A 19632-nucleotide genomic window follows, 5' to 3' on the forward strand; every position below is an offset into this window, starting at 1 on the left:
GTGCGAACGAGTCGGTATGCGGGTAGGTAGCCGAGGTACGTTGCTCAAGCTGGGAGCACAGTCGCGAACGCGTGACCGACTCGGGTGACGTGTGCCTGGACGCCGGGACTCCCGGCCGGGGGCTGAGATGACCGTACTCGAGACGACCGCAGTCGCATCGCCGGGAGTTGGCTCGCCCGCAGCCGGGCCCCCCGGGACCATGTCGAGGGCGGTCACGGCGCTGCACGCCGTCGCCGGCGTCGTCGGCAGCGATCGGCTACACGTCGGTGGCGCGCTGCTCGGCGGCGGCGCCGCGCTGTTCCCGCAGGCCGACGCCGTCGGCGTCGTGCACATCGCGGGCGGGGGACGCGCCGACACGTCCTGCGCCGACTGTTCTCGCACCGCTGCCACCAATCGCGAGCAGCACCACCTCCGTGAGGGGGCCTGGCTCGACTGTGCCAAGACGCGCACGGTCATCCGCTCGACCGACCGTCGCCGGGACGTGAGGTGGACGGCGTGGGCCGAAGCCCGTGACGTCTTCACCGGCGCGTCCGTCCTCGCGCTGCCGCTCGTGGGTCGGCGCGGTCTCGTCGGCGTGCTGACCGCCTACGCCGAGCGGCCCGCCGCGTTCGACGACGAGGACGAGGACCTGCTGGTCGCCGTCTCGCGCGGGCTGGGCGCCGCACTCGACGCCGTGCTCATGGAGCACAACCTGCGCATCGCGTTGGAGAGCCGCGGCCAGGTCGCCCGGGCCGTCGGCATCCTCATGGAGCGGTTCCGCATCGGCGAACAGGACGCGTTCGACCGCATCCGCGTCGCGTCGCAACGCACCCATGTCAAGGTGCGTGACGTCGCCGAGCAGGTGGAGCTGACCGGCGAGGACCCCCTCGCGCTCGCCGTCGCGTCGGCGGACGGGGCACCGCACACCGCCCGTCCCTGACCGCGGCTCAGCCGGTCGTGAACCACGAGGACGATGTCGTGGTGGGACCGGACGCGGCGGTCGGCGCCGGTGGGCCGTCGGGGCGCACGTCCGCCCGGCCGCCCTCCCAGGTGACACCGACGACCGGGCCCAGCGGCGTCCCGTCCCAGCGTCCGAGCGAGACGGCGGCGCGCGCGACGCCGCCGGGCGCGACGACCGCGTACCCGGGCAGCCGTAGCTCCAGCGTGACGACGTGGTCGGCGGCGAGGTCGCGGCCGTCGGCGTCGGTGAGCACGAGACCCGGCTTGCCGGTGAGGCGCCAGGCCCGGGGCCCGGTGTTGCGTGCGACCAGCTCGCCGGCCAGCGCGCCATCGCCGTCGTGCCGCCAGCTCAGGCTGAAGTCGACCTCGTCGGGAGTGCACTCGACGATGTCGCCGGGCGGGCTCGGCTCGTCGCTCATGCCCCCATCATCAGGCCGCGCTGGGGCGGTGGCCACCGACGGCCGCCTCGAGCGCGGTGGTGATGCGGGCGAGCCGGGTCTCGGCCGCCGCGAGCTCGTCGCCGCGCTCGAAGCGGTGCGTGTCCAGGACGTGCTGAGCCTCGGCGGCCGCGTCGTCGGCCTCGGCCGCTGCCCGCGCGACCTCGGTGACGCGCTCGTCGAGGGTGTCGGCCCACCGGTCCAGGTGCGTGGTGACGGCCCGCGCCGCGGCGGCGGCGCTGCGGCGGACCAGCGGCAGCGAGAGCGAGAGCTCGTCGACGCGGCGGTGGCCCAGGGTGATGCGCAGCTCGACGGCGTCGCCGGTCGGGGCGCGCCAGCCACCGGCCGGGATGAGCTCCGCACCCAGGCCCCGCCACGGCGCGCGCACCGGCGCGGGATCGCCGTCGGTGTCGGGTGAGCGCAGCCGGGCGCGGAGCGCCGCGACCGCGGCACTCGTACCGTCCGCGGCGGTGCCGTCGAGGTGCAGGGCCGCCGCGCGCAGCATCTTCTCCCGCTGCAGGTGCCGATAGCGCTCCTGTGTCGCGCCGGCGAGCCGGCGGCGCGCGGCGGTCAGGGTGTGCGCGTCCAGCGCGCGCAGGATGCGTAGCCGCGACACCGCGGCGGCGGCCTCGGCCTGTTCGAGCAGCAGCTCGTTGCCGGTGGCGAGGGCCTTGACCTCGGCGAAGGTGAGGACGACGTCGCCGACGTCGCCGATGGTGCGGTCGCCGGGGGTGCCGGGGTCGGTGCGATAGAGCTGCTCGATGAAACCGGCCTTGCGCTGCAGCGTCTGCCACATGTACGCGTCGAACGTGCCCCGCGTGACGTAGCGGACGACCTCGACGACGGGGCACAGGTTGCCGGGGCGCAGCGCGCGGCCCTCGCGCTGCTCGATGTCCGACGGCCGCCACGGCGCGTCGACATGGTGGACCGCGCGCAACCGTGTCTGCACGTTCGTGCCGACGCCGAGCTTGTCGGTGGATCCCAGCAGCACCGAGACCGCGCCCTCCCGGCAGGCGGCGAACAGTGCCGCCCGCTCCGTCGAGGTCCGGGCCTCGTGCACCCACCGAATCCGCTCGGCGGGCACCCCGCGCTCGGCGAGGGCGCGACGCAGCCGGCCGTAGGTCTGCGGACCGTCGGTGCCGGGCGTGCCCTGGTCACAGAACACGAGCTGCAGCACCCCGCGGACGTCGCTGCCGGCGAAGGAGGCCTCGGCGTGCTCGTGGTGGAGCGTGGCGACGGCGTCGGCGACGGCCGTCACCTTGGCAGAGTCCTCGGCGACGCCGACCAGGCGCGGGTCGAGCGCGGCCCGGCGGCCGTCGCCGCAGACGGCGAGCATGTTGTCGCCGCCCGGTTCGCCGCGGACCTGCTCGCGGCGGATCTTGTCGACGCGGGCGCCGAGACTGCCGACGTACTCGACCTGCCCCGGGGTGGGGTCGCACACGACCGTCCGCTCGGTGTGGGGCGGGCGGTCGAGCCCGAGGTCCTCCGGGCGCAGGACGTCGGCCGACCAGGCCAGCATGCGCCGCAGCTCGGGGACGTTGCGGATGCGCGACGGCCGCTGCGCCAACCTGATGCCCGACGAGTCGGGGGAGACCTCGACGACCGTCTCGTACTCGACGAAGGTGGCCGCCCACGCGTCGAACTGCTCGATGCCCGCGGCGGCCAGCACGTCGGGTTGGACGAAGGTCTGCCACACGAACGTCTCGGCGACGGTGTTGGACCACGGCGTGCCGGTGAACAGGGCGAGGCTCGGCCGTCGGCCGCGGCGCGCACGGAGCAGCTGTGCCTTGAGCAGCAGGTCGGCCGCGCGCCGCGACGACCCGAGCGAGACGCCCTCGGCCCGCGAGACGATGGGCAGCCGCTTGAAGTAGTGCGCCTCGTCGACGATCAGCAGGTCGACGCCGAGGTCGTCGAAGGTGATGCCCGGCCGAGGCTGCTGCTCGATGCGCTCGCGGCGCGCCACGAGACCGGTGATCTGGCGGCGCAGGACGCTGCGGCCGTGCCGGCCGCCCTTGCCCGCTGCCACCTGCCGCTCGAGATCGGCGATGCGGCCGTCGAGCCAGGCCGTCTCGGCGGCGGGGGCGACGGGTAGCGCCGAGAGGGTGCCGTGCGAGACCACGACGGCGTCCCACTCGCCGGTCGCGCAGCGGGCCGCGACCTCGCCACGCGGCAGGTCGTCGGCCACGAGGAAGCGGCCGTCGGGGTAGGCCTGCCGGGCCTCGCGCGCGGTCTGCTCGACGAGGTGGGCGGGCACCGCGATCAGCGGCTTCGCGGCCGCGCCGAGGCGGCGGGCCGTCACCGCGGAGCAGACCATGGCGCGGGTCTTGCCCGCGCCGACGGCGTGCGCGCACAGCGTGGCCGGCGACGACACGACCTGCGCGACGACGTCGCGCTGCCACGGCCAGAGCTCGACGTCGACGGCGAGGCCGGGAAACGTCAGCCGTGACCCGTCGTGACGGCGCAGCACGTGCGTGTTGACGGTGCGGTTGTACTCGCGGCACAGCCGCACCGTGCGCTCCTCGTCCTCCCACAACCACGTGCGGAACCGCTCCTGCAGCGCGGTCAGCATCTCGTGCGCGGCGATGCTGTCCTCGGTGTTGCGCACCCGCAACCGGCGGCCGGGGACCTCGACGGTGTCGAAGACCACCGGCGACCGACCGTTGAGGCCGGCGGCGAGCAGCTCGTAGGGGCCGAGCCGGGCCGTCCGGTAGCGGGTGACCGGGATGCGGCCGGTGGGCACGACACGCCAGTTGGCGGCCGAGGGGAGGTGCCACACCTTCACCTGGCCGCCCAGCACCTCGCGAACGAACGCCTCGACGTCGGCCGCGGCGATCCACGGTGCCCCGAGAGCGACCCCGATGTCGAGCGGGCCGAGGTCGGCCGGCGTCGCGTCGTCGAGCGCGGCGACGTTGCGGCGGTAGTGCTCGTCGTGGTCCGCCGCCTGGGCGGCGAGCTCGCGCCGGGCGCGGACGTCGCCGGCGAGGTAGTCGCGGGCGAGCATCCACGCCCCGTCGAGCTCCGGATCGCGGAAGACCTCGTCGCCGAGCTCGGCCGCAGCGCTCGCGGCGTCGGGCAGTCCGGCGAGCCGTGCCACCTCGGCGAGGTCGACCGTCGGGCCGCCGCAGGCGATCAGCGCCTCGTACACGTTCGCCACCCTGGCCGGCGCCGCCCGGCCGTGCACGCGGTGCCGCAGGATCGGTGCGGGTTCGGCGGCGCCGGTGTCGGGGTCGTAGACCTCGAGCGCCATGACGGTCAGGTAGTGCGGGTCGTCCCGGAAGCCGCCCAGCCCGGGACGGCGCCACACGAGCGCCGGCTCCCCGGTCTGCGGATCGGGTCGACCGCCGTCGCGCTCGCGCAGCTCACCGCGGTTGAGCGGGCCGAAGCGGACGACGTAGTCGGCGTAGCGCTCGGCCGCCGTGCTGCGCAGCCCGACCAGGTCGGCGTCGTCGCGGGCGGTGTCGGACTCGGCGGCGAGCAGGGTGAGCGCGGCGTCGCGCAACGCCGTCAGCGCCGCGAGCTCCGTGCCGGTCATGGGTCGATTCTCGCGGCCACCACCGACAGCGCCGACTCGGCCCCGGCGCGGTCAGCCGAGGACGACGGGCAGCGACTCGAGGCCGTGGACGATCGACACCTGCCGGTAGCGCAGCTCCTCGGCCGGCACGGCCAACCGCATGTCCGGGAACGCACGGATCAGCGCCGGGTACGCGATGCGCAGTTCGAGACGGGCGAGCTCGGCGCCGACGCAGCGGTGCAGGCCGTGGCCGAACGCGACGTGTGCCGTCGGGGGACGGGTGTGGTCGAAGGTCTCGAGATCGGCGACGGTCGTGGCGCCGTCGGCGGTAGTGAGCCGCGGGTCGCGGTTCGCGGCTACGAGCGACGGGAAGACGGCGTCGCCGGCGAGCATGAACGTGTCCCCGACGGCGGCGTCGGCGGCGGCGAAGCGGGGGAAGCCGACCTGCACCACGGACAGGTAGCGCAGCAGCTCCTCCACGGTGGTGCCGACGTGGTCGTCGCGCTCGCGCAGGCAGTCCCAGGCGGTCCGGTCGCGCAGCAGCACGACGGCACCGAGTGCGAGCATGCTCACGGTCGTCTCGAGCCCGCCGACGAGCACGCCGTCGGCGAGCCCGGCCAGCTCGACGTCGTCGACGTCGTCACCGAATTCGCGCAGGATCGCGCCAATCAGTCCGGGGCCGGGTTCGACCCGCTGCTTGGCCACGACGGTCCGCAGCAGCGAGATGGACTGCGCGATGGCGTCGAACGACGAGGTGGCGCCGTCGGCGAAGTCGAAGCGCACCGAGCTCAACCGGTGGAACTCCTCGCGGTCGGTGTCGTCGATGCCGAGCAGCTCCATGATGACGCGGGACGGGATCTGCAGCGCGAACAGCTGCTGCAGGTCGACGACCGCGCCGCCGGCGCCCGCCGCTGCGACGGCCGCGATCGCGTCGTCGACGGCGCGACGCACGCGCGGCTCCTGCTGGGTGAGCGCGCGGGCGGTGAAGTGCGGTTGCAGCATCCGGCGCAGCCGGGTGTGGCCGGGCGGGTCGGCGAAGCCGAGACCACCCGGGTCGTCCTCGGCGGCGATGCCGACCTTGCCGACCATGTGACCGAAGTCGTTGCTGAACCGCTGGGCGGGCGCGGCCAGCACCTCGCGCGTCTCGGGATGACCGGTCACGAGCCAACCGCGCAGGCCCAGCGGCATCCGCAGCCGGCTGACGGGGGCGGCCGCCCGCCGCTCGGCCAGTTCGGGCACGGGGTCCAGGCCGTGGCGCCGCAGCGGGAGCAGCGAGGCCTCCGGGAAGCGGCGCAGGAGCGCGCCCGGGTCCGTCGCCTGGGAGTCGCCGGGCAGCCGCATGAGCAGCCCGACGAGGGAGCGGCGGGCCCGGCTCGCCGTCCGCGCCGCGAACACCGCGACCGGGCGGGGGTGACGCGTCCGGATTCCGCTCGGCTGCGCCACGTCTCGTCCCCCCGGACCCTCGGCAGTCGGCGGCACGGGGCCGCCGTGATTGCCCGTCATCGTAGGGAAGCGAGACCCCGTCCGCAGTGACGTGCGCGGCACCGCGCGTCGCCCCTCTAGGATGTCGTGGTTCGGGTCGACGGCGCGGTCGAGCCTGGTCTTTCGAGACGCACGTTCGACACGAAGGGCGGTTGCTCGTGGGTGACCCGCAGGGCTTCCTCAAGCACAGGACGCGCGAGCTGCCGAAGCGGCGGCCGGTCAGCGTCCGGATCAAGGACTGGCGCGAGGTCTACGAGGAGTTCCCCGAGAGCACCCTCCAGGACCAGGCCAGCCGCTGCATGGACTGCGGGATCGCCTTCTGCCACGGCGGCTGCCCGCTCGGCAACCTCATCCCCGAGTGGAACCACCTCGTCTACAAGGACGACTGGCGCAAGGCGATCGAGCGGCTGCACGCCACCAACAACTTCCCGGAGTTCACCGGGCGGCTGTGCCCCGCCCCCTGCGAGGCCGCGTGCGTGCTCGGCATCAGTCAGGACCCGGTCACCATCAAGCAGGTCGAGGTCCAGATCGTCGACCACGCCTTCGCGCAGGGCTGGGTGCAGCCGATGCGGCCGCACGCGCACACCGGGCAGAAGGTCGCGGTCGTCGGCTCCGGCCCCGCCGGCCTGGCCGCCGCCCAGCAGCTGACCCGCGCCGGGCACGCCGTCACCGTGTTCGAGCGCGACGACCGCATCGGCGGCCTGCTGCGCTACGGCATCCCCGAGTTCAAGATGGAGAAACGCCACATCGATCGCCGCCTCGAGCAGATGAAGGCCGAGGGCACCACCTTCCGGGCCGGGGTGGACGTCGGCGTCGACGTCACGGTCGAGCAGCTGCGGGCGGACTTCGACGCCGTCGTGCTCGCCGGCGGCGCCACCGTCGCCCGCGACCTCCCGATCGAGGGCCGCGAGTTCGCGGGCATCCACCAGGCGATGGAGTACCTGCCCTGGGCCAACCGGGTGCAGCAGGGTGATCTGGAGCAGAGTCCGATCGACGCCAAGGGCAAGCGCGTCGTCATCATCGGCGGCGGCGACACCGGCGCCGACTGCCTGGGCACCGCGCACCGGCAGGGCGCCGAGACCGTCCACCAGTTCGAGATCATGGCGCGGCCGCCCGAGGAGCGGGCCACCTCGACGCCGTGGCCGACCTACCCGCTGATGTTCCGCGTGAGCTCGGCGCACGAGGAGGGTGGCGAGCGCGTCTTCGCCGTGAACACCGACAAGTTCCGCGGGGCCGACGGCCACGTCACCGCGCTCGCGGCCTACGAGGTCGAGTTCGCGGACGGGAAGTTCGTGCCCGTGCCGGACACCGAGTTCGAGCTCGACGCCGACCTGGTGTTCCTGGCGATGGGCTTCACCGGCGCGCAGCGCGAGGGCCTGCTCGCCGAGCTCGGCGTCGAGTTCGACCAGCGGGGCAACGTCGCCCGCGCGGCCAACTACGAGACCACGGTCCCCGGCGTGTTCGTCGCCGGCGACATGGGTCGCGGCCAGTCGCTCATCGTCTGGGCGATCGCGGAGGGGCGCGCCGCCGCGGCGCACGTCGACGAGTTCCTGGTCGGCCAGACCGCGCTGCCCGCCCCGGTCGAGCCGACCGCGGTGGCGCTGCGCATCTGACCCGCTACCGTGTAGTTAGGCAACCCTAACTTTCGGAGGTGGACGATGTCCGATCGGCGTCCCACGCCCAAGACCGTCACCGTGCTGCGCACGCAACGGCTCAGCGAGTCGCTCGTCCGGCTCGTCGTCGGCGGCGACTCGCTGGCCGACTTCGACCCGATCCACGCCGACTCCTACGTCAAGGTCTGCTTCGACGGCGGCACCGAGAACGCTGACGGTGCCGGTCGGCCCCGCATGCGCACCTACACCGTCCGCACGTTCGACCCGGCGGCGCGCGAGCTGACGCTGGACTTCGTCGTCCACGGCGACAGCGGGCTCGCCGGCCCGTGGGCCGCCGCGGCGCAGGTCGGTGACGAGGTGCGGCTGCTCGGCCCCGGGGGCGGCTACTCGCCCTCGGCCGAGGCCGACTGGCACCTGCTCGCCGGCGACGAGAGCGCCCTGCCCGCGATCGCGGCCGCGCTCGAGCGGCTGCCCGAGGGCGCCGTCGCGCACGCGTTCGTCGAGGTCCACGGCCCGGGTGACGAGATCGAGCTGGCCACCGGCGCCGGCACGACGGTCAGCTGGCTGCACCGCGGTACGGGCGCGGTCGGCAGCCGGCTGGTCGAGGCCGTCACCGAGTGGGAGCCGCCCGCGGGGGAGGGGCAGTGGTTCGTGCACGGCGAGGCCGGCGTGGTCAAGGCGCTGCGCCGGTACCTGCGTCTCGAGCTCGGCGTGCCGATGTCGCAGCTGTCCATCAGCGGCTACTGGCGCCTCGGCGTCGACGACGAGGGCTGGCGGGCGGTCAAGCGCGAGTGGAACCAGGAGCTCGAGGACGCCGAGCGCGCGGTGGCGTCCTAGCAACGAGGGCTTCGGACGAACCGTCTTCCGTGGCGCCGACCCCGGCGAGTCAGCGGGTCAACCGACCTGACGAGCCACCCCACGGCGACGGTCACGCCGCAGCCGTCGCGGCCCCGGCGATCCGCCCCCGCGCTCGGATCGTCAGCCGGGGCGGGTGCGGGGGTTGCTGCGGGGGCGTCGGTGGGGGTCGAGCCAGGGTGGGGGGAGCCAGGCGGGGCGGCCGTCGCTCATGACGGATTGCCAGCCTTGTCGTTGGTGTTGTCGGTGGTGGTGGCCGCAGACGAGGGTGCCGTTGGCGATGGTCGTCGGGCCGCCTCGGGCGTGGTCGATCACGTGGTGGGCTTGGGTCCAGGCCGGGGGGACGTCGCAGCCGGGGAAGGTGCAGCCGCCGTCGCGGGCGATCATGGCGAGCCGCTGGGTCTCGGTGAACAGTCTGCGCGCGTCGGTGTGACCGACCACGCCGCCGTGTCGATCGAGGGTGATGGTCATGGTGCGGGTGTCGCCGCCGGCGAGGCGGACCGCCTCACGGGTGGGCAGGATCGCGCCGTGCCCGGTGGTCGCGACACCGTCACCGCTGGACCAGTTGGCCGCGGTGGTGGTGAGCAGGACGGTGGTGCTGATCCCGGCCACCGACGGGACTAGTTCGGCGCGTTGGACGAGGTCGAGCGCGTCCATCAGTCCGTCGTGGCGGCGCTGCCCCGCGGTACGCGGATCCCGCACCCCGCCTTCGGCGGGTTTCGGCGCGGCCAGCGCGTCCAGCACGGTCAGCAGCCGTTCGGCGAGCTCGGCGGTCGCCTCCCCGCTGATCGCCGCGGACCCGTCGGGGCGTTGCCGGATGGTCAGGTCCCGGTGCCGGTCGCGGTGCTCGACGTCGGCCAGCGTGCCGTCCTGATCCATCAGCGTCGTCACCCGCAACGCCAGCGTCCCCAACTGGTGCGGGTCGAACTGCTCGGCGTAGTGGACGAGGTCGGCCTCGACGCGGGCGCCGTGCTCGACCCGCAGCACGTCGGGCAGCCGTTCCACCGCGGCGACGATCACCTGCGCATGGCGGGGTGAGATCGTGCCCGCGGCCTGCGCCGCCGCCACGGCCGGGAACGGCGCCGGTACCACCTCGCCGGTCAGCGTCGTCCGACCCGCCGCCGCATCGGCGGCGCGTACCCGGCCCACCGCCTCCCGTGGATGGACTCGCAGCAACGCCCGCACGAACCCCGCCGTGTTCCGCGCCCCGTGGGTGAACGGCAACCCCCGCCGCTCGGCCTCGGCGATCAATCGGTGCTCCACGGCGGCGAGCCGGTTGCGCGTGCGCTCCAGCTCCCGCCACGACGCGAGCAGGACGTCGTCGTCGCAGCGCGCCACATCGACCGGCACCAGGTCGTCGACAACGCTGCTCACGTGTTCGATTCTACTGTCGGGACCGACACCCGACAATCGTCGAACGCAGCCTGTGGACAACTGTCGCTCGGAGCCCTGCCCTCGCGCCCGGGGCGAAGCCGGCGCAGGCGCCCGAGGCTCGGCGACGCGAGGCGGCGCACCCGCTCCGGGTCACGACACCAGCCGCCGACGGCCGCCGGTGTTCGTAGGATGCCGGTCATGACCACGGCGGCGTCACCGTCCCCGGCGCGCCCCGAGCGGCGGGAACGACTCGGGATCATGGGCGGCACCTTCGACCCGATCCACCACGGCCACCTCGTCGCGGCCAGCGAGGTGGCGTCCCTCTACGACCTGGACGAGGTCGTCTTCGTCCCGACCGGCGAGCCGTGGCAGAAGGCCGCCCGGCAGGTCAGCCCCGCCGAGCACCGCTACCTGATGGCCGTCATCGCCACCGCGTCCAACCCGCGTTTCTGGGTCAGCCGGGTCGACATCGACCGCAGCGGGCCGACCTACTCCGTCGACACGATCCGCGACGTCGCCGCCCAGCGTCCGGGCGCGGAGCTGTTCTTCATCACCGGGGCCGACGCGCTGTCGCAGATCCTGTCGTGGAAGGACGCCGCGAGCGTCCTGGAGCTCGCGCACTTCGTCGGCGTGACCCGGCCCGGCTACGAGCTGACGAACTCCCACCTGCCCGACGACACGGTGACGCTGCTCGACGTCCCGGCCATGGCGATCTCGTCCAGCGCCTGTCGCGAACGCGTCGCCGACGGCCGGCCCGTGTGGTACCTCGTGCCCGACGGCGTCGTGCAGTACATCAACAAGCACCACCTGTACCGCCCGGTATCCTCGACATCCTCATGACTGCCACCGACGAGGCCATCGCGCTCTCCCGCGACGCCGCCCAGGCCGCGGCCGACAAGCTCGCCACCGACATCGTGCTCATCGACGTCAGCGAGCGGCTCGCCATCACCGACGTCTTCGTGATCGCGACCGGCGGCAACGAGCGGCAGGTCGAGGCCATCGTCGACGCCGTCGAGGAGCGATTGCGCCACGGTGGTCACAAGCCGATCCGCCGCGAGGGACAGCGCGACGGCCGCTGGGTCCTCATCGACTACGGCGACATCGTCGTGCACGTGCAGCACGGCGAGGAGCGCGCCTTCTACCAGCTCGAGCGGCTCTGGAAGGACTGTCCGTTCCTCGAGTTCACCGACGCCGCCGCGGCCGCCCACGCCGCCGAGCGCGGCGAGTGACGGGTCGCCGGCTCGTCCTGCTGCGTCACGGCCGGACCGCGTGGAACGCCGAACGGCGCTTCCAGGGGCACCTCGACCCGCCGCTGGACGAGGTGGGACGCGCGCAGGCCTACGAGGTCGGTGCGCTCGTCGCCGCCATGCGACCCGACCTCATGGTGAGCTCGACCCTGTCGCGCGCCGTGCAGACCGCCGGCATCGTCGCCGACGTCGCCGGGTTGCCGTTCACGACCGACGTCCGCTTCCGCGAGCGCGGCCTGGGGCACTGGGAGGGGCACACCCTCGACGAGGTCGCCGCCGCCTACCCCGAGGAGTACGGCGAGTGGGCCGCCGGTCAGGACGTCGAGCGGCGCGGCGGCGAGACCCGCGACGAGGTTGCGCACCGATCGCTGGCCGCGCTCGCCGAGCTGCCCGAGGTGCCCCTCACCGTCGTGGTGACCCACGGGGCGACGGCGATGTCGACCGCCAACGCGCTGCTGGGCATCGCGCAGCGCACGCATCCGCTCGCGCCGCTGGCCAACTGTCACTGGACCGAGCTGGTCGCCGAGCCGGTGCCCGCGGGGCGGCCGCCGCGGTGGCGGGTACGCGGGCACAACCTCGGCGCGCCCGGGGCGGTCGTCCCGCTGCCGACGCACCCGGTGAGCGCCGACGGCACCACCGACGCCGACGCCTGAGCGGTCCCGGGCGACGCGGGCCGTCAGGGTCGCCCGGCGCCGTCGCGCGGACGCGGCTGCGGGAACGCGGCCGGCTCCACCTCGATCTCGGCCATCCGTTCGGTGTAACCGCGGTAGGCGCGGCGCGCCTCGCCGTGACGTCCGCACCGCACGAGGGTGCGCACGAGGCTCAGGTGCGTCGGCTCGTCGTAGGGGTCGGTGCCGAGCAGCGTGATGAGCCACGGGACGGCGGCGTCCGGTCGCGGCGAGGTCGCGAGCAGCTCGGCCAGCGTCCGCAGCACCCGGTGCTGGCGGGCCCGCAGCTCGTCGCGGGGCTGGGCCGCCCAGCCCTCGTACGGGTCCTCCTCGCAGAAGTCGCCGGGGTAGGCGGCGACCGCCGCCTCGAGCAGCGCGACGGCGTCGGCACGACCGGTGTCGGCCGCGGCCAGCGCGACCTCCGCGCGGCGTGCGAAGTCCTCGGTGTCGAGGTCGACGGTGGTCAGGTCGAGCCGGACCGAGCCGCGGTCGGCGACGAGGTAGCGCTCGGGCGGGAACGTCTTCTCGGGGTCCAGGACGGTCCGCGCCGTCGACAGCGCGACCGAGAGGCGGTTGCCCGTCCCGTCGCTGCCCGGCCACAGCCACTCGGCGAGGGCCTCGCGGCTGATCGCCCGGCCTCGCCGGGCGGCCAGGATCTTCACGAGATCGCGGGCCTTGCGCGACTGCCACGCCGACGCCGGGACGGCCGTCCCCGCGCGGAGGACGACGAACGAGCCGAGCGTGCGGACGACGACGGCGGCGGCGCGCTCGTCGGCCAGCACCGCCAGCGGTCCTGCCGTCCGGGCCGCGCTGTCGCGGACCCCGAGGCCGCGCAACCGGGCCCGTGCCGCGGCCGCCGACCGGTCGTCGGCGGCGAGGCGTGCCTCGGCCAGGGCGATCTCGCAGCACCCGATCGGGTCGTCCAGCTCACGCAGCAGGTCGGCGGCCTCGGTGAGCCGGCCGTCGCCGGCCCGGGCACGCGGGTCGGCGAGCACTGCGAGCAGCAGCGCCTGGGCGAGCGCGGCCGGGGCGTTGCGGCGACCGGCGTCGGTGACCGCGCGCCGGGCCCACTGCGCGGCGCCGGTCCGGTCCCCGGTGCACAGGGCGACCCAGCCCGCGGCGAGCTGGGCCGGCAGCGAGCCCACGGCGGCGGGCAGGGCGACCGCCCGCCGGGCGAGGTCGGCCGCCACGGCCGGGTCCTCGGCGAGCTCGACGCGCGCGAGCCCGGCCAGCGCCGGCACCAGCACCTGCGCGTCCTGGTGCGCCTCGCCGACGGCGACGGCCCGCCGGTAGGCCGCCGCCGCGCGGGCGGTGTCGCCGCGCCGTGCCAGGCAGTCGCCGCGCCCCTGGTGCGCGTGCGCGGCCATCGGCGAGTCGACGTCGGTCCAAACGGCCAGCGCGTCGTCGTAGGCCTGCAGCGCCTCCTCGAGCTGACCCAGGCCGAGTCGCGCGTCGCCCTGGTTGCAGCGCGAGAGCGCGACGAGCGTGCGCTGGCCGGTGGCCTCGCCGAGCCGGACCGCGTCGGCGAGCGTCACGAGCGCCTCCCGGTAGCGGCCGGTCTCGTTGTGCTGGGAACCGACATTGCAGCGGATGCGGACCTCGCTGACCACGTCGCCGGCGGCCTGCGCGTGCCGCAACCCGGTCTCGTAGGCCCGCCGGTTGCGGTCCATGTCGCCGGTGAGGACCGCCACCAGCGCCTGGGCGACCCACGCCCCGGCGAGGGCGGTGTCGTCACCCGACCGTTCGGCGAGACGCAGGGCCTCGTCCGCGTGCCGCTGCCCGGCCGCGCCGTCCCCCCGACCCCACGCGAGCGTGGCGCGGGTGGCGGCGACGAGGGCCTGGTCGGCGGCGGCACCGTCCGGCGCGCCGCGGGCGAGCACGGCCGCCGCGTGCGCGGACTCGCCCTGCAGGTACAGCGCGCCGGCCACCCGCCACGCGACCGGGCTCGGCAGGGCAGCGTCCGGATCGAGCCGGTCGAGGTGGTCCAGGGCGCGGTGCACGGCGCCGCGTCGCGCGAACAGCTGCGCGAACAGCGCGTCGAGGCGTTCGTCGCGGGTGGCGGCGTCGGCGAGCAGGTCGGCCGCCTCGACCAGCGGGACGGTCACCCCGCGATCGAGCAGCTGCGTGCCGAACCGGCCCACCACGTCGGCGACCACGTCCACGTCGCCGAGGCGGACCGCCCACCGCACCGCGGGGTCGGCGAGCCCGACGGCGCGTGCCGCGTCGACCGCGGACCGCAGCACGTCGGCACGCTGCACCTCGTCGACGGGATCGGCCAGGTCGAGGGCGTAGCGCGCGAGCACGGTGAGCGAGAGGACCCGGTCCACGGCGGTGACGAGCAGGCCACGCTCGGCGAGCGCGTCCAGGTCGCGCAGCTCGCCGGCCTCGTCGGCCACGACCTCCCGGGGGACGCCGCCGAGCACGGCCATCGCCCGCAGCACCCGGCGCACCCCGGCCGGCAACGGCGTCAGCACCGCCGCCGTGAGGCGCTCCGCCGCCGCGGCGGGGGACGCGACGTACTCGCGCAACCGGTCGGTGCCGACGCTCAGCGCCGACTCGACCGCGAGACGGACGGCGGTCGCCCATCCGGCGCACGCCGCCGTCACCGTGGCGGCCGCGGGCTCGTCGATCGGCACGTCGAACGCCGCGAACAGCGCGACAGTCTCGGCGGGGTCGAAGAGCAGGGCACGCTGGCCGAGCTCGCCGTACTCGCCCGACGCGCGCAGTCGCTCCACACCGAAGGGCGGCGGGGTGCGGTCGATCACGGTCAGCTGCACCGCCCGCGGGTAGAGGCGGACGAGGTCGGCCAGGAAGGTCGTGCCGGCCGTGCCGGCGACGGCGTGCAGATCGTCGAGCACGAGCCGGAAGGGCGTCGCGAGCGTCTCGCCCCACGCCGCGGCGAGCGCCTCGGCGAGGGCGGCGGCCGGCGTGCCGGGATCGGCGGCCCGGGTGACGGCCGGTGGCAGCGCCGCCGCGCGGTCGGTGGCCGCCCGTGCCGCCAGCTCGGGGGCCAGCCCGTCGGCGAGGCCGGGACAGTGCGCCGCCGTGACCGCCACCAGGTCGGCCAGCAGCCGCGTCGGCTCGGCGTGCTCGGCGGTGAGGGTCAGCCAGCCGACGGGCCGACCCGTCTCGGCCAACCAGTCGCGAACCGCGACGGTCTTGCCGGACCCCGCGTCGGCGACGACGGCCACGAGCCTGCGGTCGGCCAGCGCGTCCAGCAACCGCGACACGCGCGGCCGGCGCAGCTGTGTCCCGCCCGGGAGGCCCACCCGCGAATTGTGGCAGGACCGACGCGGCCGCGCTGTGCATCGCGGACACCGATGCGTCGGGCTGCCCCGTATTGGTCCAGGTTCGTCCGGCCACCTAACGCGTTGGTGACCGACGACACAGCGTGCCGCTGCGGGACGGACCCCGTCGCGGTCCTAGTCTCTCCACCAGGTGCCCCCGCGCCCGGCGGCGACGGACGGCGGGCGCGGGGCGCGCACCACCACCGCGGCGATGCGGACGGCTCTCACCCGGGCATCGCGCGGGACGGCCGAGGGCCGCGCGGTAGGCTCGCTGCATGAGTAGGGGTCAGCTGCTCCTTACCGGGCCGCGCTGACGGATCGTCCGATCCGCGGCGCGGCGAGCCTCTGCCCATGGCGGGCAGGGGCTCTTGTGCTGTCCGGGCCGCCGACCCCCTCGTACCGAAGGAGCGCACGATGACCACCGCCGCAGACCACGGCGACACACCCCGCACCGGGGCGCAGCAGTCCGACGTCCCGCCGCACCGCTACACCGGCGCCCGCGCCAACGACATCGAGGTCGCGTGGCAGCAGCGGTGGGCCGACGAGGGCACGTTCGACGCCCCGAACCCGACCGGGCCGCTCGCCGAGGGCTTCGACCGTGTGGCCATCCGGCCGCAGGCCTTCGTGATGGACATGTTCCCCTACCCCTCTGGTGCGGGACTGCACGTCGGCCACCCACTCGGCTTCATCGGCACCGACGTCTACTCGCGGTACCGCCGCATGCGCGGCGACAACGTCCTGCACACCATGGGCTTCGACGCCTTCGGCCTGCCCGCCGAGCAGTTCGCGGTCGAGACCGGACAGCACCCCCGCGTCACGACCGAGGCCAACATGCGCACCTACCTGCGGCAGCTGCGCCGGCTGGGCCTGGGGCACGACGAGCGGCGCCGGTTCGCGACGATCGACCCCGACTACTACCGCTGGACGCAGTGGATCTTCCTGCAGATCTTCAACGCCTGGTACGACGTCGACCAGGACAAGGCGCGGCCCGTCGCCGACCTGATCGCCGAGCTCGACGCCGGCGAGCGCCGTCCGAACGAGGGGACGAACCCCTTCGGGCGCGACTGGGCCGAGCTGTCCACGCTCGAGCGACGCGAGGTCGTCGACAACCACCGGTTGGCCTACCGCACCGAGTCGATGGTCAACTGGGCACCGGGGCTCGGCACCGTGCTGTCCAACGAGGAGGTCACCGCCGACGGCCGCTCCGAGCGCGGGAACTTCCCCGTCTTCCGTCGCCCGCTGCCGCAGTGGATGATGCGCATCACCGCCTACGCCGACCGGCTCGTCCGCGACCTCGACCACATCGACTGGCCCGAGAAGGTGCGCACCATGCAGCGCAACTGGATCGGTCGCTCCACCGGCGCGCACGTGCGGTTCGCCACCGCGCACGCGGGGGACATCGAGATCTTCACGACGCGCCCCGACACGCTGTTCGGAACGACGTACATGGTGCTGGCGCCCGAGCACCCGATGGTGGGCGCACTGACGACCGAGTCGTGGCCCGAGGGCACGCGCGATGCGTGGACCGGCGGCGCGGCGACGCCGACCGAGGCGGTCGCCGCCTACCGGCTCGCCGCCTCGCGCCGGTCCGAGCTCGACCGGCAGGCCGGCGACAAGGCCAAGACCGGCGTCTTCACCGGGTCGTTCGCGGTCAACCCCGTCACCGGCGGGACGGTCCCCGTCTTCGTCGCCGACTACGTCCTGATGGGCTACGGCACCGGCGCGATCATGGCCGTCCCGGGTCAGGACGAGCGCGACTGGGAGTTCGCCGAGGCCTACGAGCTGCCGATCGTGCGCACGGTGCGCCCGAGCGACGGCTTCGAGGAGGCCGGCGGCAAGGCCTTCACCGGCGACGGGCCGGCCATCAACTCCACCAACGACTCGATCTCGCTGGACGGCCTGGGCATCGCCGAGGCCAAGGCGACGACCATCGCGTGGCTCGAGGCCGAGGGGCGCGGCCGCGGCGCGGTCACGTACCGGCTGCGGGACTGGCTGTTCAGCCGGCAGCGCTACTGGGGTGAGCCGTTCCCGATCGTCTACGACGAGACCGGGCTGCCGGTGGCCGTCCCGGATTCGATGCTGCCGGTCGTGCTGCCCGAGACCGACGACTTCTCACCCAAGGCGTTCGCCCCCGACGACGTGGAGTCGACGCCCGAGCCGCCGCTGGGGCGTCTGGCCGACTGGGTCGAGGTCGAGCTGGACCTCGGCGACGGGCCGAAGAAGTACCGCCGCGAGACCAACACGATGCCCAACTGGGCCGGCTCGTGCTGGTACGAGCTGCGCTACCTGGACCCGACCAACGCCGAGCGGCTCGTCGACCCCGCCATCGAGCGGTACTGGATGGGGCCCAACGCCGACCGTCCGCTCGGTGGCGTCGACCTGTACGTCGGCGGCGTGGAGCACGCGGTGCTGCACCTGCTGTACGCCCGGTTCTGGCACAAGGTGCTCTTCGACCTGGGGCACCTGAGCTCGTCGGAGCCGTTCCACCGCCTGGTGAACCAGGGGATGCTGCAGCTGCCGGCGTACACCAACGCCGACGGCTTCTACGTCCCCGCCGCCGAGGTCGTCGAGGAGGACGGCGCCTTCCGCCACGACGGCGTCGAGGTGCGGCAGGAGTTCGGCAAGATCGGCAAGTCGTTGAAGAACGTCGTCAACCCCGACCAGTTCGTCGCGGAGTACGGCGCCGACACGTTCCGGCTGTTCGAGATGTTCTCGGGCCCGTTGGAGCAGTCCCGGCCGTGGGACGCCAAGGCGATCGTCGGGCCGTTCCGGCTGCTGCAGCGGTTGTGGCGCGTCGTCGTGGACGAGGACTCCGGTGCGGTGCACGTGGCCGACGTCGCGGTGCCCGACGAGCTGGACCGGCTGCTGCACAAGACGATCCGTGCCGTCCGCGAGGGTTACGAGACGCTGCGCTTCAACACCTCGATCGCGCGTATCACCGAGCTGAACAACGCGATCACCGTCGCCTACCCCGACGGTGGCGCGCCGCGCGCGGTGGCCGAGGCGCTGGTGCTGATGACGGCGCCGCTGGCGCCGCACGTCGCCGAGGAGCTGTGGGCGAAGCTCGGGCACGGGTCGTCGCTGGCGTGGGCGCAGTTCCCGGTCGCCGACGAGGCGCTGCTGGTCGACGACACGGTGCAGATCCCGGTGCAGATCAAGGGCAAGGTCCGCGCGGTGGTGGCCGTGCCGGCCGACGCCGACGCCGACGCGATGGAGGCCGCCGCGCGCGCCGACGGCAAGATCGCCGCCGAGCTCGAAGGGCGCGAGGTCCGTCGCGTGATCGCCGTCCCCGGCCGCCTCGTCAACTTCGTGGTGTGAGCGGGGCGGCGGGGGTGCGCGTCGGTGTCGTCACCGACTCGACGTCCTGCCTGCCCGCCGAGCTGATCGAACGGCACGGCGTCACCGTCGTCCCGCTTCGGGTGACGCTGGGGCAGCGGACGGCGGTCGACGACGGGGTCGACGCCACCCCGGCCGACGTCACCCGCGCGCTGCGCGAGAAGTTCCCGGTGCGCACGTCGCGGCCGGCGCCGGCCGAGTTCGCCGCGGCGTTCCGCGCCGTGCTCGACGCCGGGGCCACGCACGTCGTCTCGGTGCACCTGTCGGCGGCGCTGTCGGGCACGTGGGAGTCGGCCACGCTGGCCGCCCAGGACTTCCCGCACGGCATGGTGCGCGTCGTCGACTCGCGGGCGACCGCGATGGGGCTCGGCTTCGCGGTGCTCGCCGCGGCCGAGTGTGCCGCCGCCGGTGGCAGCGCGGCCGCCGTGCAGGGGGCAGCCATCGAGACCGTCGACGCCACCCGCACGATGTTCTACGTCGACACGCTGGAGTACCTGCGGCGCGGGGGCCGCGTCGGCACGGCCGCGGCGCTGTTCGCGACGTCTCTGTCGGTGAAGCCGCTGCTGCAGATGGTCGAGGGCCAGATCGTCCCGCTGGAGAAGGTCCGGACGTCGGCGCGGGCGGTGGCGCGGCTGGTCGAGCTCACCACGCGGGCCGCCGCGGGGGGACCGGTCGACCTCGCGGTGCACCACCTCGCGGCCGCGCAGCGGGCCGAGGCGCTCGCCGGCCAGCTGCGCGAGTCCGTCCCCGACGTGCGGGAGTGCCACGTCGCCGAGCTGGGGGCGGTGATCGGCGCGCATCTCGGGCCGGGGGTGCTCGGGACCGTCCTGGTGCGTCGCTGAGTCGCCGACGGGGGTCCTTCAGCCACGGCTCGCTACGGTGC

13 protein-coding genes are annotated in these 19632 nt (G+C 74.6%); 8 read left to right on the forward strand and 5 right to left on the reverse strand.

The genetic code is table 11. The annotated features are described in order from the left end of the window. Positions 1 to 199: 199 nt before the first annotated feature. On the forward strand, positions 200 to 919 hold the full coding sequence (locus BUE29_RS10395) for a GAF and ANTAR domain-containing protein (protein ID WP_073389786.1): 720 nt from the start codon (positions 200 to 202) through the stop codon (positions 917 to 919). 7 nt (positions 920 to 926) lie between these two features. Here BUE29_RS10395 and BUE29_RS10400 read toward each other — a convergent pair whose 3' ends face one another. Genes BUE29_RS10400 through BUE29_RS10410 form a run of 3 tightly spaced genes read right to left on the reverse strand, consistent with a single transcriptional unit; the run spans position 927 to position 6330 of the window. After that, positions 927 to 1358 (reverse strand): DUF4232 domain-containing protein, encoded by a 432-nt coding sequence (locus BUE29_RS10400; RefSeq protein WP_073389789.1) that lies wholly within the window; start codon positions 1356 to 1358, stop codon positions 927 to 929. Between the two features lie 10 nt (positions 1359 to 1368). Next, the gene (locus tag BUE29_RS10405; RefSeq protein ID WP_073389791.1) at positions 1369 to 4908 is read right to left on the reverse strand and encodes a helicase-related protein; all 3540 of its coding nucleotides are present in this window, start codon (positions 4906 to 4908) and stop codon (positions 1369 to 1371) included. Between the two features lie 51 nt (positions 4909 to 4959). Next, positions 4960 to 6330, reverse strand: coding sequence for a cytochrome P450 (locus BUE29_RS10410; RefSeq protein ID WP_234971416.1), 1371 nt, complete (start codon positions 6328 to 6330; stop codon positions 4960 to 4962). A 197-nt stretch (positions 6331 to 6527) separates the two neighbouring features. Between BUE29_RS10410 and BUE29_RS10415 the strand changes: the two genes are divergently transcribed. Then, positions 6528 to 7982, forward strand: coding sequence for a glutamate synthase subunit beta (locus tag BUE29_RS10415; RefSeq protein WP_073389795.1), 1455 nt, complete (start codon positions 6528 to 6530; stop codon positions 7980 to 7982). A gap of 45 nt (positions 7983 to 8027) precedes the next feature. Beyond that, a complete protein-coding gene (locus tag BUE29_RS10420; protein ID WP_073389798.1) occupies positions 8028 to 8819 on the forward strand; it encodes a siderophore-interacting protein in 792 nt (263 codons plus the stop codon). A gap of 141 nt (positions 8820 to 8960) precedes the next feature. On the opposite strand, the gene BUE29_RS10425 is transcribed toward BUE29_RS10420, so the two are convergent. Then, on the reverse strand, positions 8961 to 10211 hold the full coding sequence (locus tag BUE29_RS10425) for an HNH endonuclease signature motif containing protein (protein ID WP_073389801.1): 1251 nt from the start codon (positions 10209 to 10211) through the stop codon (positions 8961 to 8963). Positions 10212 to 10409: 198 nt separating this feature from the next. Here BUE29_RS10425 and nadD point away from each other — a divergent pair, with 198 nt between their 5' ends. The 3 genes from nadD to BUE29_RS10440 are packed head-to-tail and all read left to right on the forward strand — an operon-like array spanning position 10410 to position 12111. Further along, positions 10410 to 11051 (forward strand): nicotinate-nucleotide adenylyltransferase, encoded by a 642-nt coding sequence (gene nadD / locus BUE29_RS10430; RefSeq protein WP_073391044.1) that lies wholly within the window; start codon positions 10410 to 10412, stop codon positions 11049 to 11051. Continuing rightward, positions 11048 to 11440, forward strand: coding sequence for a ribosome silencing factor (rsfS, locus tag BUE29_RS10435; protein WP_073389804.1), 393 nt, complete (start codon positions 11048 to 11050; stop codon positions 11438 to 11440). The genes nadD and rsfS overlap by 4 nt, the downstream gene beginning before the upstream one ends. Continuing rightward, complete coding sequence (locus tag BUE29_RS10440; protein ID WP_073389807.1) at positions 11437 to 12111, forward strand: histidine phosphatase family protein; 675 nt, start codon at positions 11437 to 11439, stop codon at positions 12109 to 12111. The genes rsfS and BUE29_RS10440 overlap by 4 nt, the downstream gene beginning before the upstream one ends. A 23-nt stretch (positions 12112 to 12134) precedes the next feature. On the opposite strand, the gene BUE29_RS10445 is transcribed toward BUE29_RS10440, so the two are convergent. Then, a complete protein-coding gene (locus BUE29_RS10445) occupies positions 12135 to 15395 on the reverse strand; it encodes a tetratricopeptide repeat protein (protein WP_073389809.1) in 3261 nt (1086 codons plus the stop codon). Positions 15396 to 15827: 432 nt separating this feature from the next. Between BUE29_RS10445 and leuS the strand changes: the two genes are divergently transcribed. After that, positions 15828 to 18731 (forward strand): leucine--tRNA ligase, encoded by a 2904-nt coding sequence (gene leuS / locus BUE29_RS10450; RefSeq protein ID WP_073389812.1) that lies wholly within the window; start codon positions 15828 to 15830, stop codon positions 18729 to 18731. Between the two features lie 14 nt (positions 18732 to 18745). Next, positions 18746 to 19591, forward strand: coding sequence for a DegV family protein (locus BUE29_RS10455; RefSeq protein ID WP_073389814.1), 846 nt, complete (start codon positions 18746 to 18748; stop codon positions 19589 to 19591). The last annotated feature ends 41 nt before the right edge of the window (positions 19592 to 19632 follow it).

The organism is Jatrophihabitans endophyticus, from assembly GCF_900129455.1.
Taxonomy (GTDB): Bacteria; Actinomycetota; Actinomycetes; order Mycobacteriales; family Jatrophihabitantaceae; genus Jatrophihabitans; species Jatrophihabitans endophyticus.